We start from the raw sequence: 19,177 nt of genomic DNA on the forward strand, positions 1-19,177 counted from the left end.
AACAAATATATGTGAATTTGATGAAGGCTAAAAATACTAGTCAAGAATATTTTTTTACAGAATATTATTTTGATAAGTTATTTTCTCATGAAAATTGTAATTTGATTAGTGCGATAAATTTAGAAGGAAAAGTTATTGCAGCATGTATTTTTTTCATGGATTCAAATATTGTTGAATATCATCTTTCCGCCTCGACCGAGGAAGGGAAGGAATGTGGTGCTACAAGTATAATCATTGATTATTTTGCTAATCAAGCACAAAAGGCAGGTATATATTCTTTATATTTAGGAGGAGGAATGTCAGATAATATAGAAGATACTTTATTTATGTATAAAAAAGGATTCTCAAATTTTGAAAAAGACTATTATATCGGGAAGAAGGTTCATAATTTTTCTGTATATGAAGAGCTGAAAAATAATTTATATAAAAACGAAAAGATAAGTAATAGCAATAGAATCTTATTTTATAGATAGGGAGTATATTTATGGCATGGGACAATATATGGGAAAAAATTTTTCTAGAGAGAGAATGGGGAAAGTATCCACCAGAAGAATTAATTCGATTTATAGCAAAAAATTTTTATAACTCTCCAAATAGGCAAGAAATAAAAATATTAGAAGTAGGGTGTGGGCAAGGAGCTAATGTCTGGTATATAGCAAGAGAGGGTTTTGCAATTTATGCCATTGATGGTTCTCCAACAGGAGTATTAAAGACTAGGAATAGATTGGATAATGAAGTGAATGATTGGAAAGGAGAAATCATAGTAGGTGACATGCTCACTCTTCCTTACCAAGATGATTTTTTCGATGCAGTCATAGACATTGAGGCTGTTTCTGCTAATAACCATGAGGATGCAAAAAGAATTTTTAAGGAAATATTTAGAGTGTTAAAAACAGGAGGTACTGTAATTACAAAGCATTTTGCAGAAGGGAGTTGGGGAGACAAAACAGGAGAAAACATAGGATATAACTCATGGTTAGTAAATGAAGGACCTATGGAAGGTAAGGGGTTATGTCGATTTGCTAGTCAGGAAGATATGGAGGATTTATTGGAGGATTTTGAAGTCTTAGAAAATGAGATGTATACTCGAACCTATAATAATTTAAAAGATAGTGTAAGAGAGTGGATTTATATTGTGAGAAAATAGGGGGATTTAGTATGAAATCTTTTGATGAAAAATGGGAAGAAATTCACTCAAGTAATGCATGGGGGAAGTATCCTACCGAGAATGTTATTAAGTTTATAGCACGTAATTATTATCAACATGAAAATAGAAAAGATATTAGAATTCTTGATTATGGCTGTGGTGCAGGAGCACATACTTGGTACTTGTGTAAAGAAAACTTTTCAGTTTGGGCATTTGATGGCTCAAAAAGTGCAGTTGAAAAAACGATAAATAAATTAAAGGAGTTTTATATAAAAAATACTAATGTTCAAATTGATATTATGGATGGAGCAGATTTAAGTTATGAAGATTCGTTTTTTGATTGTGTTATAGATAGTGGAACAATTTGTGCAAACACTTTGGAGAACATTTATAAAATGTATAGTGAAATATATCGAGTTCTAAAATCAAAAGGTAAATTATTATCGACTAGCTTTTCTATTAATACAACAGGATACAATTTAGGAGAACAAATAGAATCTAATACTTTTAAAAATATTAGTAAAGGTCCTTTTGCTGGAGGGTGGACACATCACTTTTATACAAAGGGTGAATTAGAAAAAATCCTTAAAGAAGTTGGCTATGAGAATATTATAATTGAAACAATGACATTAGAAGATGGTGATAATTTTTCAGAAATGTTTATAGTAAAAGCTGAAAAATTGTGATTTATTGAGAAACTAGCTTAATGAATACAGTATTTTTAGAGTGGGTGAGGTTATTGAGTAATTGGAAAGATGCAGTTATAAAGGAGAATTTCACAATATTAGAAGCGATGAGGGCGATTGATAAATCTACACTACAGTTTGCTGTGGTAATTGATGAAAAGGAATACCTACTGGGTACAGTGACAGATGGGGATATTCGCCGGGGGATATTACAGGGACAAGAACTTGGAATTTCTATTACATCTATTATGAATAAGAATCCCACAACCTCTGTATACGGTAGAGAAATTCATGAGTATAAACAGCTCATGCGCTCTAAGCAACTAAGACAACTTCCAGTAGTTGATGAAAATAATAAAATTATTGACATTATATTTATGGATAAGTTTGATACGTGTAGAAATGAAAATACGGTTATTTTAATGTTAGGTGGATTAGGAACTAGGCTTCGTCCTTTAACAAATGATATACCGAAGCCTATGTTGAAAATTGGTAATAAGCCAATTTTAGAAACTATTGTTGAGAGCTTTAAACAGTATGGTTATACGAATTTTATTTTTTCGGTCAACTATAAAAAGGAAATTATTCAAGAGTATTTTCGAAGAGGAGAAGCTTTTGATGTAACCATTGAATATATTGAAGAAAATATACGAATGGGAACAGCAGGTGCTCTTTCTTTATTAAAAAAAAGACCGAGTAGTCCGTTTTTTGTAATGAATGGCGATTTGCTAACACAAATTAACTTTGAGCAGCTTATGCAATTTCATATAGAGCATAATACTATGGCAACGATGTGTGTAATAGAGTACGAGTATCAAATACCTTATGGGGTAATTGAAACTGTGGGTACGGATTTAGTTGATATTAAGGAAAAACCAGTTAAACGATGTTTTATTAATGCAGGGATATACGTGTTAAATCCAGAAGTGTTTGATTATATTCCTAATAATCAATTTTATGATATGCCAGCTCTTTTCGAAGAATTGATTAAAAGAGGGGAAAAAACATCTGTATTTCCCATCCATGAGCATTGGTTGGATATTGGAAGAGTTGACGATTTTAATCGTGCAAATAATGAGTTCAAGGAGTATTATGAATGAAGCCGAAAATTTTAGCGATTATTCCAGCTCGTGGTGGCTCAAAGGGAGTTCCAAGAAAAAATATTAGAGAAATAGCTGGGAAGCCTTTACTTGCATGGACTATTGAAGAAGCGAAAAAATCAAATTATATTGATAGATTAATTTTAAGTTCTGAGAATGATGAAATAATTAAAATTGCCAAAACGTATGGGTGTGAAACACCATTTATACGACCTTTGGAGTTGGCACAAGATGATACTCCTGGCATTGCTCCTGTATTACATGCAATTAATACACTTGGAGCAGATTCATTTGATTTTGTGGTGTTGCTCCAACCAACATCTCCTTTACGTAATATAGCTGATATTGATGGTTGTATAGAAATGGTACTAAATACAAATAGTGATTCAGGAGTAACAGTAGCAGAGTCTCATAGTTCCCCATATTGGATGTACAAGATGAATGAAGAAGAGTTTCTTCAACCTTTATTTGAAGCAGAAAGTAAAATTTCAACGAGGCAAGATTTACCTAAAACTTATACATTAAATGGTGCAGTTTATGTAAATAAAGTAAGTCAACTTTTAAAGGAGAAATCCTTTATCGGAAAAAAAACCAAATTATATATTATGCCAATTGAAAGGTCTTTGGATATTGATAATGAAGTAGATTTCCTCATTTGTGAGCAACTATTAATGAAGAAAAATCGGTAGTTTATGATTGAAGGGTAATAATTGGAGAAGGGGTTTCAATATTGTTAAAGAAATTTGAAGATAATGCTAAAAAAGTAGTCAACCTAATTTTACAAACATCACAAAGCAGAAGTGAAACGAAGTTAAATAACGAAGGACAAGTAATTGGAATTGTTATTACAGCATGGTTGAATACAGATGTACCTTTTTATAGTCTAATATTAGGACAATTATTAAACGAAAAAAAACATAAAATAGTATTTATTTTTGATGATTTTATGTTTTTTGGAGATAGATATCAAAATGAAGTTCTTTACGAGGTTTATAATAAAATTGAAGAGCCTTATAAAAAAATGTTATTAAGTAATTTTACCAAATTTAATATAAGTGAGCATGACATAAGTAAATATATAAATTTTAATGAACAATTGATAAATAGACAATACTCTAATTCAGAATATCAATATGCTGCAGGTTATCTTCAAAAAAGTTACAGTGCTTATTCTGAATTATTTGCAAAAACACCCTTTGATAAGGTGATTGTGCCAGGTGGTGTATATAAAAATACAAAAATTATTAGTGACATCTGTGAATCTTTTGATACAGAATATATTACTTATGATTCAGGAGATAGTTGCCTATTATTGGGAATCAATAGTATTGCTTCTCATAAAAAGGGTGTCGAAGAGGCTTACATAAAATTAAAAAAATATCCAAATTCAGAGATTTTTTCGAAGAAAATCATTGAGCAAGCAGAAGAGCTGCTTAAATTAAGACGGAAAGGAAATGACGTTTTCGGTTATCAAAAAGAAAATGTATATCATATGGAAATTGATAAAAGAAACGTATTGTTTCCGTTAAATCTTTTTAATGATGCAGCAGCAGTTGGAATAAATTGTGGATTTCTTAATATAAAAGAATGGTTATTTGAAACTATATATTTCTTATTGCATAATACAAGTTATCAAATTATCATAAGGGATCACCCTTCATCTGATCAATTTTACAATAATACAAATTTGATAAAAGAAATAGAATTTAATTTTGCTAAGTTTATCTCTAATGGAAGAGTATTGATATTTAAACATGATAAAAAAATAAATACATATAGCATATTAGAGAAGACAGATTTAGTTTTACCATATACATCTACTTTAGGGATTGAAGCTGGAATTCTTGGTAAAAAGTCAATTCTGTGCACAGATGTTTATTATAAAAACAGTAATTTTGTAGAATCGACTTTAGATAAACGAGAGTATCTGAACAAGATTTTGTATTTTTCACAAGAATGTAAAATGGACGTTCAAGATAAAAATGAAGCGTTAGAGTATTATTATTTTTCACAAGTTTTAGGCTTTTTAGAAACACAATTTACGCCTCAACCTAGTAACTTCGCTTATTTACTGGATAACTTTAAAGAAGTAATAAGAAGTGAGAATGTAGAAATTTTATTGAATGCTATTGAAAATTCGGAGAGCCTAGAGTGGCTGTTCTTAAAAAATAAATTAGAACAAGGGGTGCTATAAGTGCATAGAAATATCGTTGTTTTTGGTACAGGACAATATAGTGCGTATGTTACGAGCGTTATTAAAGATATTATTTATTATGTAGATAACTATAATTTTGACACTGAATTTAGAGGGAAACGTGTGTATTCATTCGACAAATTGTTAAATGAAAATAAAGATAATATCTTTATTGTTATAGCCAGTACTTATTTTGAGGAAATTAGCAAACAATTAATAGCTGCAGGATTTAATTATGAATTGGAATTTATCGAATATGAGAGATTTATTGAGATATTTCCTGAATACTTAAGTATTATTTATCAAGATGTTAAGTTTGGTAACGGCGTTCAATTAATAGGAATGAAGGATATAAGTATAGGTAAAGGAACCATAATAGCAGATAATACATGGATTAATGATAGTGTTAGAGATAACAAATGTCAAATTAAGATAGGAGAAAAGTGCTTAATTGGTAAAAATGCATTAATAAATGGAGCTAGTTATTTAGAAATAGGGGATTTTTGTTTACTCGCACCTAATGTGTATATATCTAATGCAGATCATACATATGAAAATATTAATATACCTATTATGTATCAAACAACTAAAAACTTAGGTGAGTTAATAATTGAAGAAAACGTATGGATAGGGATAAATGTAGTTGTTACAGGGGGGATACGTATTGGAAGAGGAAGTGTCATTGGTGCTAATACAGTGGTCAAAAAAGATATTCCGCCATTTAGTATTGTCGTAGGTAATCCGGCTAAAATTATCAAGATGTATAACCCACAAAATTCAACATGGGAAAGAACAGATAGTATTGAAAAAATCAATAAAATCTTAGAAATTAGAGAAACAACAAAATTTCCAAGTAGAGAAGAATATAAAAACCATTTATATCAAAAAGATATATATAAAGGTATAGACCCTGTTTTAGTTGGTAAAGGCAGAAGTATATAATTATAAGAAAAAGGACAGACTTTCTTGAAAAAATAATATTTGGTACGGTAAACTTAGCAAAAATTTTAGTAGAAAATAGTGATAACTATAATTATTTCTTGGATAACAATCACGAAAAAGTAGGGAAATTGTTTTTAGGGGAAATGATATATGGTTCTACTAAATTAAAAGAAGAGGATAAAGGGGATAGTTATTATTTCTGGAATATATTCAAAAATCATTAAAGAACAATTAGAAAGAATGGGATTAGTTGAAGTTACCAATACAAAAGTCTATACTTACCTGAATAATCACTTAAATATAAATAAAAATAGATAAATTCAATGATTACGTTATAGAGTATTTAAGTGCTAAACTTTTAATCGAAAATGATAATCTGAAAGATTATTACAAATATTTACATGAATTTAAATTTAAAGTGCAACCTCGATGGGGCGAGGATGGAATCATTCCGTATTTATAAAATTGAAATTTCTAATAAAATTTTCATTGAATTTAGAGTAGAGGATTAAAGGGAATCAACTTATAAGATTTTTCTTAATGAACAATAATTGGGATGCTCTAATTATTGATATGGGTCTAGAGCATATCAATACAATAAAAAATGATGAAATTTATTATAAATATAATTTAAAAGCAGTAAATAGCTTTATTACAAAAGAGAATATCAATCAATTATTTGAGGAACACGAGGTCACAGGATATAACTATTTGATATAGAGAAGGTTTTTATTGCACACATTCACAATATTCAAATTTATATTATGGTGCAAATTTGAAGGTAATGGTTCCCTCAGCTAAGAAAAAAGGACATCTCTTTGTAGGAGCAAGCCAAGTTGGAACAAACACCCTTTTGTTAGAGCAGGTGTAATCAATACTTCAAGACCCCAAGAGATAGAAAAGTATAATGTATACTCAAAAATCAGAGAATCTAGAGATTTAAATAGTAATTTGAATTATTTATCAGGGTACGATAGAGTGAAAGAAATTAAAAGTTTAGAAGTTTATAATCTAAAAACAAAATCGATGGAACTTCTATAAATTAAGTGTGGTGAAATAGGAAAATTGAAAATGCTAATCACAGGTCGAGAAGGGTATATTGGTGGAGAGCTTTATAAGCAATTACAAAATCAACATGAAATATATGAAAAGAGAATTGAATTATTAGATTATCAAGAAATTGAAAATTTTATTAAAAAATTCCACCCGGAAGTTGTTGTTCATTGTGCAGGAGCCTCATCTGTAGCAATGTCATTTGAGAAACCAAGTGAAGATTTTGAAAAAAATGTTTTAACAACAAAAAATATTTTAGAGGCACTTCGTCTCCATTCACCTAAAACGCATTTTATTTATTTATCGAGTGCTGCTGTTTATGGTAATCCTATAGATGACCCAATTACTGAGGAGAGTGCAGTAAGTCCAATTTCTCCTTATGGTTATAGTAAAGTGTGTTCGGAGTATTTAATCAAACAGTATAATGAAGTATTTCAAGTTCCTACTTCAGTTTTGCGTATCTTTTCGGTTTATGGGCAAGGTATGACAAAACAAGTTATTTATGATATTTTCGAGAAATTTTCTGATAAAAGCATGGATGTAGTTTATTTATTTGGTACAGGGCAAGAAACAAGAGATTTTATTCATGTATATGATTTATGTAATATTATAGAACTAATCATTGAAAAAAATATCCATGGAATTTTAAATGTAGCGAGCGGTGAATCAATTAGCATTAAAGATATAGCAAACTTAATCAAACAGGAAATGCAAAGTGATAAACCTATTGTGTTTCAAGGTGATGCTCGTATAGGGGATCCTATAAATTGGCATGTTAATATAAATAACCTAAAAAAAATAGGATTTGAACAAAAAATTACTATACAGGAAGGTTTGAAATATTATCATGAATGGTATAAATGATAAAGGAATAAGCGATTTAAAAGTTGCTATACCTATAATTGGAAGTGAAAAATGGATGGGAGGAATAACTTACATCTATTATTTAGCCAACGCATTAAGTTTACTCTCTAAAAATCAAAAACCAAAAATCTACTTAGTTTTTAGAGATAGGCAGCTAGCCGATTTAAGTTTACATGAATATATGTTTGGATTGTTTGATGGGTTAATTTATGTGGGAACAGCAAGATTAGATATACCTTATAAATATACTCAATGCGAAAACTATGATCAGTTAGCAAAAATTACAGATGTTTATTATCCAGTACTCTCTGATATTTTGGAGAATAGAGTAAGTATATCTTGGATTCCAGATTTTCAGCATAAGCACTTGCCATATATGTTTTCAAAAGATGAAATTAAGCTTAGAGATCAATTTTTTGAAAAAATAGCTAAACATCAAGGGGTAGTTATTTTTAGTAGTCAAGACGCTTTAACAGATTATAATAAATTTTATCCTGAAAACAGCACCTTAAATAAAGTGATGTCTTTTTATTTAATTCCACCAGGAGATTGGTATGAAGAGAATGAAATGATACTAAGTAACTATGAAATTAGTAAACCCTATTTTATATGTAGTAATCAATTATGGAAACATAAAGATCATCTTACTTTATTTCAGGCAGTCCAAAAATTAAAAGAAGAGGGATTAGAGGTTACTTGTGTTTTAACGGGAGCTATTGAGGACTATAGAGCACCGGAGCATTTTAAAGTATTAACAGAATATATTGCAAATAATAATTTACACACAAATATAAAGGTGTTGGGGTTCATTCCGAGGAAAGAGCAAATATATCTGTTAAGAAAAAGTATAGCTGTTATTCAGCCTTCTTTATTTGAAGGATGGGGTACTGTCTTAGAAGATAGTAGGGCATTAGGGAAAATAGTAATCTTATCAGATATTCCTATTCATAGGGAACAAAAAACAGAAGAAAGTCTTTTTTTCGAACCGAAAAATGCAACAAATCTTGCAGAAAAAATGAAAGAAGTTTATATGAAAAAAGATATATTTGATTCGACAATTAAAGAAGCTAAAGCTTTGAAGCAGGCAGAAGAAAATGTTAAAATCTTCGCATTAAATTTTTCACAGATTATTTTAGATACATATTTATATTATAAGAATAAGGAAATGATATAAATGAGAAAAGCATTTATTACAGGTATAACAGGTCAAGACGGTGCCTATTTAACGAAATTTCTATTAGAAAAGGGTTATGAAGTACATGGTTTAGTACGTCGATCCTCAATCGAGCGCTATGATCGTATTGAACAATATTTAGATAAAATTCATTTGCATTATGGTGATATGACCGATTCAGCAAATTTAATTCGCTTAATGTCTGAAATTCGTCCTGATGAAGTGTATAACTTAGCTGCAATGAGTCATGTGAAGGTTTCCTTCGATACACCAGAGTATACAGCAAATGCTGATGGTATAGGGACTCTTCGCTTGCTTGAAGCAATTCGTATTTTAGGGCTTGAAGATAAAACGCGTATTTATCAGGCTTCTACCAGTGAATTATATGGCAAAGTTCAAGAAACACCTCAATCAGAGACAACGCCATTCTATCCTAGAAGCCCATATGCTGCTGCGAAGATATATGCTTATTGGATTACGGTAAATTATCGTGAGGCTTACAATATTTTTGCGTGTAATGGAATTTTATTTAACCATGAATCTCCATTGCGTGGTGAAACATTTGTTACACGTAAAATTACTTTAAGTGTTGCTGCCATTAAAAAAGGTAAGCAAGAGTGTTTATACTTAGGCAATTTAGATGCAAAGCGAGATTGGGGTTTTGCTGGCGATTATGTTGAAGCAATGTGGCTTATTTTACAGCAGGACAAGTCAGACGATTTTGTTATTGCGACAGGACAAACGAGAACTGTTCGTGAGTTTGTTGAAAGAGCTTTTGCAGAGGCAGATATTGCTATTGAGTGGCGAGGAGAAGGTATCGAAGAAAAAGGTATTGATAAAGCGACCGGTAAAGTCATTGTAGCCGTTGACCCACAATACTTCCGTCCTACAGAGGTTGATTTACTTTTAGGAAATCCAGCAAAAGCAAAAGAAAAGCTTGGTTGGAAGCCTAGAACTAGCTTTGATGAATTAGTGAAAATGATGGTGCAGACAGATTTACAAAAATAAATGAATATAGATGCAGTTTTAACATTTTTTAATGTTGAACTGCATTTATGTTATCTTTATAAAGATGTAATTAAAGGAGCATAATATGAAAATTATCCTACTATCAGGTGGCTCAGGTACACGTTTATGGCCTCTATCAAATGATTCACGAGCAAAGCAGTTTTTACAGGTGTTAAGAAATGAGGAAACTGGTGAGTTAGAATCAATGCTACAGCGCGTATATCGTCAGTTACTACAAGTTGTAAATCATGAAGATATTATTATTGCTTCTAATAGGGTACAAATTGATATGATTCGCAAGCAAGTTGGGGATATACCTGTGGTGATTGAACCAGAACGTCGAGATACATTTCCTGCAATTGCGCTCGCTACTAGCTACCTTCACTCAAAAATGGGTGTATCTGAGTCAGAAGTGGTTGGAGTAGTATCGGTGGATGCTTTTGTAGATATAGCCTTTTATCAAAAAGTTGTGCAATTAGAAAAATTAGTGCAAGAGCGTAACATACAACTAGGTTTATTGGGTATTAAACCAACTTATAATTCTTCAAAGTATGGCTATTTAATACCAAAAGCTTGGCATGAAGAACAAATGATTGTTGAAAGCTTTAAAGAAAAACCTAGTGAGGAAGAGGCGCAAAAGTTAATAGATGTAGCTGCTTATTGGAATAGTGGCGTATTTGCATTTCCTGTGAGCTTAATTGCAGAGAAATTAGCGCAGCTTCATATGCCTTTAGATTTTGATGTATTGCAAAATCAGTTTAATTACTTGCCAAAAAATAGCTTTGATTATGAAGTAGTTGAGCACTTAAAGGATATTAGAGCAATTACATATGATGGATATTGGAAAGACTTAGGGACTTGGAATACATTGACAGAGGAAATGTCACAGCAAGTCATTGGTAATGGTGGGATGAGTGATGACTGTCAGAATACACATATTATTAATGAGCTTGATTTACCAGTTAAAGTGCTTGGTATTTCAAATGCAGTGATTTCTGTAAGTGCTGATGGTATTTTAGTGTCTGACAAGCCTTCAAGCTCTAAAATGAAGGACATGCTTCATGAAGGGTTATTTTCTCGACCAATGTATGAGGAACGTCGTTGGGGCTGGTATCGCGTAATAGACTTTACAAAGACTGCAGATCGAGAGATACTAACAAAACGGCTGTTTATTGAAGCGGGAAAAAACTTAAGCTATCAATTCCATCATCAGCGTTCAGAAGTATGGACGGTAATCTCAGGAGAAGCTAAGTTTATTTTGAATGAGGATCTGCAAATTGTTCGCCCAGGAGATGTATTAAAAATTCCAATCGAGGCAAAGCATGCTTTAATGGCTATAAAAGATACAGAAATTATTGAAGTACAGATGGGTGAATCATTAGTAGAAGATGATATCGTCAGGTTAACATATGAATGGAATGATATAATTAAATAATGATAGAGAAAGAGCTGAAAATATTCAGTTCTTTTCTTTTTAACCGATAATAAAACAGAGATAATAGGAGAAAAGGTGTTGGCATGGAGAAACAATCTAAAATATATGTAGCAGGGCATAGAGGATTGGTAGGTTCTGCGATTATCCGTCATTTACAAGAAAAAGGGTACAATAACATTATCTATCGCACTAGCCACGAACTTGATTTACGCAACCAAGTGTCTGTCATCCAGCTTTTTGAGCAAGAGAAGCCTGATTATATATTTTTAGCTGCTGCTAAAGTAGGAGGAATATTGGCAAACGCTACTTATCCAGCGCAGTTTTTATATGATAATTTAATGATTCAATCAAATGTTATTGAAGCAGCAAAGGAATTCGGTACAAAGAAATTAGTGTTTTTAGGAAGTACATGTATCTACCCTAAAATGGCTCCACAGCCTTTAAAGGAAAATTATTTATTAACAGGTGAATTAGAGTCTACAAATGAGCCATATGCATTGGCGAAAATCGCAGGTATTAAAATGTGCTCTAGTTACAATAAACAATATGGTACAGAATTCATTAGCGTAATGCCAACTAACTTATACGGACCAAATGATAATTTTAATTTAGAAACATCTCATGTATTACCTGCATTGATGAGAAAAATACATAAAGCAAAAATAAATAAAGAAGAAGCTGTAACTATTTGGGGAAGTGGAACACCTTTAAGGGAATTTTTACATGTTGATGATATGGCATCTGCCTGTGTGTACTTAATGGAAAATTGCACATTTGAACAAATAGGGGAATTTGTCAACATCGGTACAGGTAAAGAGCTAACAATTCGTGAACTAGCAGAAACAATATGCGAAATTATTGGCTTTGATGGGGAGCTTCGGTTTGATAGTACTAAACCAGATGGCACGCCAAGAAAGCTCACAGATGTAACGAAACTTCATGAGCTAGGCTGGCATCATAAGATTGAACTAAAGGAAGGGGTTCAAGATACGTATAAGTGGTATCTTGAAAATGTGAATGAGCATGAGTAATGGACCAAAAATTAGTATTATTACAGCTTGCTATAATGCAGAGAAGACAATTGAGCAAACAATTCAAAGTGTGATTAATCAAACTTACGATAATATTGAGTATATTATTGTGGATGGGGCTTCTACTGATGGGACGATGCAGATTGTTAAGAAGTATGAGGAGCAAATTGATATTATTATTTCTGAGTCAGATGAAGGGATTTATGATGCTTTTAATAAAGGTATAAAAGTTAGTACCGGCGATTTTATAAATTTTATGAATGCAGATGATTATTTCTCAACTGAATCGATTGTGCAGGAAGTAGCGAATCATTTGTATGAAAAGCCAAATACTTTAATGTTACATGGTGATGTAAAAGCGTTTGATGAATTTACTGGTCACTGGCATTATCGAGGCGAGCCATTAATATATAAAGATTTTGAAGCCGGAAAAATGTGTCCACATCAATCAGTATTTGCTCATAGAAAATTATTTGAGGAGTTTGGTTTCTTTGATATAAATTATAAGATTTTAGCTGATATTGACTTTACTATCAAATGTTTCCAAAAATATGGCGAGAGAATTGACTATGTGCCAATAGAGATTGCATTGTTTAGGTTAGGAGGGATTAGTAACGCGCTGTCCCATGAAAGAAAAATGCATACTGAGCATGCACTTATTCGTTTTAAACATTTTTCATGTATTCCAGACTATTTGAAAAATATGTTATTAAATTTTGATACTTACCAAATAAATCAATATTACAAAAGATGGTTAGAAATTTCAATTACCGATGATAGTTACTTTGAGGAGAAAAATAGCTTTTTAAGAGTTCAAAAAGTGGCTATATTTGGAACTAAAGTAAATGCTACTTATTTATATAATATGCTAAAAAAAATGGGGGTAGAGGTTGTTTGTTTTATAGATAATGATATAAAAATGCAAAACAAAAAGCTACATGGCAAACCCATTATATCTACTCAAAACATTAGAAGAAAAGATATCTCTGCTATTATTATCTCTATAGAAAGGGAAGAAACTGCAAATATGGTAAAAGAACAGATAAAAGGAAAAGTGGATTTAGTGAATATCTGGTATGAATTATTATAAATAATAGTCATATTCAAATTGATTGTAAATAGAAGGTGAGGATAAAAATGTGTGAAAACTATTTGATTTCAGTTATTATAACAAATTATAATTACGAAATGTATATAGATAAGGCTATTCAGTCAGTTAAAAATCAAACATATGAAAATTGGGAATTAATTATTGTTGATGATGGATCTACTGATGGTTCCCAAAAAATAATTGAAGAAAATATACAGGATATAAAAAATAAAGTAAAAGTAATCTATAAGGAAAATGGCGGGCAAGCATCAGGATTTAATACGGGATTTGAGAATGCCATAGGAGATATTATAGCTTTTTTAGATGCAGATGATTATTGGTATCCTAATAAATTAGAAGTAATTCGAAACTATCATATTACTTATGATAGTGTACAGCATAATTTACTAGTCAACAATCAATATAAATTTACATTTTTAGAAGAAGGGAGATTAAAACAAAGGAAACTAACTGAGAATTATGGGTTTATGGGCATCATCCCAACTTCTGCAATGTCGTTTAAAAAGTTTGTTTTAGATAATGTTTTCCCTGTACCAGAAGGTGATTATAAAATTTGTGCAGACATTTATATAAGGATATTTAGTTATATATTTGCTGACATGATTTCTATTGATGAACCTTTAGGATGTTATAGAGTCCATGGTGAAAATGGATGGTACTCTAATCCTTCTATAGCATTTTCATATAACGCGACTACATTAAAGAGAATGAATGAGTACAGAGAAGAAAATGGACAATCTTCGATTTCAAAAATTAATGAATCTGAAACATTTGCTCAAGTGTTTATTGAAAGTATATATACTACCTTAAATAAAAATAAAAAATATATTATTTATGGAAACGGTGAGCTAGGTAAAGTGGTATATGATATTTTGACTAATGGAGGTTATAAAATATCTGGATTTTCAAATAGTAATTTTGAGGGGGAACCAAAAGACTTTTATAAAACAAAGCTTATGAGTATAGAATATTTAAAAAATAACCCTCATGAGTATGATCAAATTATAATAGGTAGTGCACAATTAGTTGAAATCTTTCATTTTCTACTAGAGAACACTTTTAGCAAAGAAAAAATTATAGTGCCTAAATTCTAGAAAGCTTGAGGTTGAATGAATGAACAGAGGTTTTAGAGAAATTATGGAACAAGCTAATAGAGGAAAAGATGAATGGAGAAATTTAATAAAAGAATTTAATATAAATGACAATGACTATCTATTTTTACTACCAAATACTAATGATGAGATGTTGTATTATTCATTATTATATTTGTCTGATTTTATGAGAAAAGATAATTTAGCACCCCTCATAATTACTACTGAACAAATAATAACGAAATGTGAAAAGTATTTTGGTATTAACACTGCTGTTAAAATAATTGATGAGGAAGCAATGAATACAATCCTATCATTTTACAATTTATACATGTTCACTGATAAGCTAATCATACTATCCCCAACACAGCCAAATGGTCGTTCAGCGTATAATTTAGTAGAACAAGGAATCATTGATATTGAGGAATTTATTAGTGTAGGAATATTGCAGAATCGAGAGTTTCAGCGTGTTCCTTTAATTACATATGAAGGTGATGACCCAGAGTTAGCGGAGTTTTTTAATGTAACAAGGAAGGGTGAGAAATTGTGACTTGTGAATATATCATTGTCCAAGCTGGTGGAAAAGGTACTCGTCTTGAGCATTTAACAAAAAATAAACCAAAATGTTTAGTGCCTATAAATAATTTACCGATGCTATTTCATTTATTTAAAAAATTTCCGAATAAAAAATATATTATTATTGGTGATTATCATTATGATGTATTAAATGAATATTTAAAAGCATTTGCTGATGTACAGTATTTGTTGGTCCGTTCTACTGGAAAAGAGGGAACATTATCAGGAATAAAGGATGCACTTCATTTACTTCCAGAGAATACACCGTTTTTATTAACATGGTCAGACTTAATTTTATCTGAGGAGTTACAGATTCCTGATGCAGGTAGATACATAGGGTTATCAAAAGATTTTAGATGTCGTTGGAAGTATGAGAATGGTCAATTTGAGGAAGAGCCGTCCTATGAATATGGTGTTGCAGGTTTATTTTTGTTTGAAAACAAAGAACTGTTGGGAAATATACCAGAGCAAGGTGAGTTTGTACGGTGGTTACAGCGGCAAAATTTACAGTTTCAAGTGTTACCAATGTACAAATCGAAAGAATATGGTCTATTATCTGAATATGAAAAGCTAGAACCGCAAAAATGCCGCCCATTTAATCAACTTATTGTAAAAGAAAAGACGATTATAAAAAAGGCGATTACTAAGCAGGGGGAAGAAATTGCGGCGAAGGAATTGGCTTGGTACAAATATGTACGAGAGCATAGCGATTTTAATCAGATTCCGAAAATTTATAGTTATGAGCCATTTGAAATGGAAAGAATTCAAGGACGCAATATTTATGAGTGTAGTGATTTAAGTCTTGAAGATAAAAAAACAGCTTTACAATCAATTGTTGAAATGTTAAAGCAGCTGCATACAATCAATCAAATCGAGACAGATTATTTTAGTGTGAAAGAGGCTTATTTCGATAAAACGATGGATCGTTTAAATAAAATAAGAGATTTAGTCCCATTTGCGAATGAGCGATTTATTACAGTGAATAATCGAAAATGTCGAAATATATTTTTCTATAAAAATGAGCTAGAGGAGAAGATTAAGTCTTTAGAAATGCATCGTTTTGTTTTATTGCATGGTGATTGTACATTTTCAAATATGATGATTACAGATACGTTACAGCCCGTACTTATTGATCCACGAGGTTATTTTGGACATGTTCCGTTATTTGGAGATGTAGATTATGATTGGGCTAAACTTTATTATTCTATTACTGGAAATTATGATCAATTTAATTTAAAGAGATTTGATTTGACAATTGATGCAGAAAAAGTTGAAATAGTGGTAAATTCTAATCAGTGGGAATCTTTAGAAGAATACTTTTTTGAGCTTTTAAAAGAGGAAGTTAATGAGGAAAAAATTAAGTTATTGCATTCGATTATTTGGTTATCGTTGACAACATATGCATGGGAAGATTATGACTCTATTTGTGGAGCATTTTATTTAGGTCTATATTATTTGGAGGAAATACTATGAATGCCTATTTCGAGTTACTTTTACAGGAAATTAACTATTCAATAAAGAGTTTAGATGAGCAAGCATTTAATCAACTTTTGAATGAAAGTATCTCCACTTTACAAAATGGAGGAAAGATTGTTGTTTCTGGGTTAGGGAAAAATGTACCTATCTGCGATAAATTTGTAGGTTCTATGTTGTCTTTAGGATTGGCTGCTTATTTTTTAAATACGAATTCAGCTGTTCATGGAGATATGGGGGTTGTTAAAAAAGATGATTTAGTGATTATTTTAACGAAGAGTGGAGAAACAGTTGAGTCCATTTATTTAACGCAACTTTTAAAAGAACGTGAAGCGAATTTATGGCTACTTACCTTTAATACAGATAGTACTTTAACTAGAGAAATACCAAAAAACATTGTGCTTACATTAAATCATGAAGGTGACATGTGGAATATTATGCCGAATAACTCAACGACATTAAATTTAATTGTATTACAGGCTTTAGCAATGCAAATTGCAGAAAAGTTAAATTTACAATTAGCTGACTTTAAACGAAATCATCCAGGCGGATTTATTGGAGAAACTTTGAAAAATGTATGAGCAATTAAAGTTATCATCACTAGGGAAAACGTGGATTTTTGATTTAGATGGCACATTAGTAAAGCACAATGGGTATAAAATTGATGGAGAGGATACCTTACTGGAAGGCGTATCTGAATTTTTTGAGCAATTATGCGAACGAGATATGGTGGTTATTGTTACTGCCCGCACATCACGTTATAAGGAACAGACATTATCTTTTCTAGCTAAACATCAAATTCATTATGATCATATTATATTTGATGCTCCTCATGGTGAACGGATTTTATTTAATGATATAAAGCCTTCAGGATTGAAGACAGCATATAGTATTAATCAAGCTAGAGATTGCTTTAAGCCATTAAAATATGAGGTGGATGAGGATTTATGAAACAAAAAGTAGCCGCATATATTGACCGCTTAGTTGCAAATCAGTTTTTAACTAATAAAAAAATAATCGTTTTTGGTGCAAATGCTTCTGGCTCTATTATTATTAATGATTTATTGGCACGTGATATTTATGTCGATAAAGTACTAGATAATAATCAACTACTGGATGGTAGTTATTTTCTTGAAATTGAAGTAAGAAAGCCCGAAAAGGAACTAATACCCTTTTATGAAAAAACGGTCATTTTAATCGCTTCTAGATACTACGAAGAGATGAAACGACAGCTAGAGGCACTGGGGTATAGTGAAAATATTCATATATTTGAAGTAGTAGATTTAAATCGCAATAGTGATTTTAATTTATCTGATGAGACATTTAACAAATATATGTACCTTGTTGAACAGGGAATAGAAGTGTATGAACGTTTAAAATACGAATTCCATACAGATTTGATTATGATGTCACCAGTAAAACCAAATGGGGATATTTATATTATTTGTTCATATTTAAATCAGTACATAAAAGAAAAGTATAATGGCGCAAACTATGTTTTTACAGTAGTGGGAAAATCCTGTGAATTAACTGCTGGAATGTTCGATGTTGCTAATATCAAGTTAATTAGTGTGGAGGAAAATGATGCACTAGTAGCGCTAGCAAATTTTTATCCAGAGAAAATAAGGGTGTTGAATCCATATCATAACTATCAAGAAATCTATCATTATCTTGATGGATATAGAGGACTAACATTTGTTGAAGAGATTAAACATGGCTTGCTTGGATTGAGTAAGGAGATACAGCCAGAGCTTCCTAATGTATCAATTAGTGAAGAGCGTTTAGTGCAAATTTGTGAGCAGTATGGTGTAGTTAAAGGTAAGTCTGTAATTATTGCTCCATATGCTAACAGTATTCCATTAATTAAAGCTAATTTTTGGGAGGAGCTTGTTGCCTCTTTGAAAATGCTAGGTTTAAAAGTGTTTACAAACTGCGGCACACCTGAAGAGGATCCCATTCAAGGGTCTGAGCGGATTTTTTACGAATTTCATGAGGCTGTGGCAGTTAGCGAATTTGCCGGAACGATCATTTGTTATCGTAGTGGCTTTAGTGAAATTATTGCTACTAGTAAGTGTCGAAAAATTATTATTTATCCTAATCATATGAAAGGCTTCTCAACATTACGTGTTTTGTTTGGTATGGAGGATGCATTGTACGAGCAGGAGAATTTGTATCAAATTACTAATACCTATACGTATCTAGAGGAACTATTGCAAGAGGTGTTGAAGTGTGTTGAGGAAGTCAGTGATTACTGAATACGGCAGACATCATTTAGACAAGCTTATTACTTTT

Annotated in this window: 19 protein-coding genes; all 19 read left to right on the forward strand. The window is 31.3% G+C overall.

Going from position 1 to position 19,177, the window contains the following annotated elements:
• The coding region (locus C9J34_RS12530; protein ID WP_238600644.1) for a hypothetical protein at nt 1–473 on the forward strand (473 nt) is incomplete at its 5' end.
• A gap of 11 nt (nt 474–484) precedes the next feature.
• Nucleotides 485–1,147 carry a class I SAM-dependent methyltransferase gene (locus C9J34_RS12535; protein ID WP_107840260.1) on the forward strand — a complete coding sequence of 221 codons (663 nt, stop codon included), beginning with the start codon at nt 485–487 and terminating at the stop codon, nt 1,145–1,147.
• Between the two features lie 11 nt (nt 1,148–1,158).
• On the forward strand, nt 1,159–1,833 hold the full coding sequence (locus C9J34_RS12540) for a class I SAM-dependent methyltransferase (protein WP_107840262.1): 675 nt from the start codon (nt 1,159–1,161) through the stop codon (nt 1,831–1,833).
• Nucleotides 1,834–1,877: 44 nt separating this feature from the next.
• Nucleotides 1,878–2,933 (forward strand): nucleotidyltransferase family protein, encoded by a 1,056-nt coding sequence (locus C9J34_RS12545; RefSeq protein WP_420799129.1) that lies wholly within the window; start codon nt 1,878–1,880, stop codon nt 2,931–2,933.
• Complete coding sequence (locus tag C9J34_RS12550; RefSeq protein WP_107840264.1) at nt 2,930–3,622, forward strand: acylneuraminate cytidylyltransferase family protein; 693 nt, start codon at nt 2,930–2,932, stop codon at nt 3,620–3,622. The genes C9J34_RS12545 and C9J34_RS12550 overlap by 4 nt, the downstream gene beginning before the upstream one ends.
• Nucleotides 3,623–3,663: 41 nt before the next feature.
• On the forward strand, nt 3,664–5,127 hold the full coding sequence (locus C9J34_RS12555; protein WP_107840266.1) for a capsular polysaccharide export protein, LipB/KpsS family: 1,464 nt from the start codon (nt 3,664–3,666) through the stop codon (nt 5,125–5,127).
• Nucleotides 5,128–6,069, forward strand: coding sequence for an acyltransferase (locus C9J34_RS22635; protein WP_107840268.1), 942 nt, complete (start codon nt 5,128–5,130; stop codon nt 6,067–6,069).
• A gap of 1,071 nt (nt 6,070–7,140) precedes the next feature.
• Nucleotides 7,141–7,986 (forward strand): NAD-dependent epimerase/dehydratase family protein, encoded by an 846-nt coding sequence (locus C9J34_RS12570; protein ID WP_107840271.1) that lies wholly within the window; start codon nt 7,141–7,143, stop codon nt 7,984–7,986.
• Complete coding sequence (locus C9J34_RS12575; protein ID WP_107840273.1) at nt 7,970–9,160, forward strand: glycosyltransferase family 4 protein; 1,191 nt, start codon at nt 7,970–7,972, stop codon at nt 9,158–9,160. The genes C9J34_RS12570 and C9J34_RS12575 overlap by 17 nt, the downstream gene beginning before the upstream one ends.
• Nucleotides 9,161–10,168 carry a GDP-mannose 4,6-dehydratase gene (gmd, locus tag C9J34_RS12580; protein ID WP_107840275.1) on the forward strand — a complete coding sequence of 336 codons (1,008 nt, stop codon included), beginning with the start codon at nt 9,161–9,163 and terminating at the stop codon, nt 10,166–10,168.
• Between the two features lie 85 nt (nt 10,169–10,253).
• Entirely contained in the window at nt 10,254–11,603 is a 1,350-nt protein-coding gene (locus tag C9J34_RS12585; RefSeq protein WP_107840277.1) for a sugar phosphate nucleotidyltransferase, read from the forward strand.
• 83 nt (nt 11,604–11,686) lie between these two features.
• The gene (gene fcl / locus C9J34_RS12590) at nt 11,687–12,634 is read left to right on the forward strand and encodes a GDP-L-fucose synthase (protein WP_107840279.1); all 948 of its coding nucleotides are present in this window, start codon (nt 11,687–11,689) and stop codon (nt 12,632–12,634) included.
• A complete protein-coding gene (locus C9J34_RS12595) occupies nt 12,627–13,724 on the forward strand; it encodes a glycosyltransferase family 2 protein (protein WP_193768996.1) in 1,098 nt (365 codons plus the stop codon). Before fcl ends, C9J34_RS12595 begins: the two co-directional genes overlap by 8 nt.
• 47 nt (nt 13,725–13,771) lie before the next feature.
• Nucleotides 13,772–14,839 (forward strand): glycosyltransferase, encoded by a 1,068-nt coding sequence (locus C9J34_RS12600; RefSeq protein ID WP_107840284.1) that lies wholly within the window; start codon nt 13,772–13,774, stop codon nt 14,837–14,839.
• A gap of 19 nt (nt 14,840–14,858) precedes the next feature.
• Nucleotides 14,859–15,386, forward strand: coding sequence for a hypothetical protein (locus C9J34_RS12605; RefSeq protein WP_107840286.1), 528 nt, complete (start codon nt 14,859–14,861; stop codon nt 15,384–15,386).
• Nucleotides 15,383–16,885: a sugar phosphate nucleotidyltransferase gene (locus C9J34_RS12610; protein WP_107840288.1), complete on the forward strand. Its 1,503-nt coding sequence runs from the start codon at nt 15,383–15,385 to the stop codon at nt 16,883–16,885. Before C9J34_RS12605 ends, C9J34_RS12610 begins: the two co-directional genes overlap by 4 nt.
• Complete coding sequence (locus C9J34_RS12615; RefSeq protein ID WP_107840290.1) at nt 16,882–17,466, forward strand: SIS domain-containing protein; 585 nt, start codon at nt 16,882–16,884, stop codon at nt 17,464–17,466. Before C9J34_RS12610 ends, C9J34_RS12615 begins: the two co-directional genes overlap by 4 nt.
• Entirely contained in the window at nt 17,459–17,836 is a 378-nt protein-coding gene (locus C9J34_RS12620; RefSeq protein WP_107840292.1) for an NIF family HAD-type phosphatase, read from the forward strand. Before C9J34_RS12615 ends, C9J34_RS12620 begins: the two co-directional genes overlap by 8 nt.
• A complete protein-coding gene (locus C9J34_RS12625) occupies nt 17,833–19,140 on the forward strand; it encodes a hypothetical protein (protein ID WP_107840294.1) in 1,308 nt (435 codons plus the stop codon). The genes C9J34_RS12620 and C9J34_RS12625 overlap by 4 nt, the downstream gene beginning before the upstream one ends.
• The last annotated feature ends 37 nt before the right edge of the window (nt 19,141–19,177 follow it).

It is taken from the genome of Metasolibacillus meyeri (assembly GCF_003049505.1).
GTDB lineage: Bacteria > Bacillota > Bacilli > Bacillales_A > Planococcaceae > Metasolibacillus > Metasolibacillus meyeri.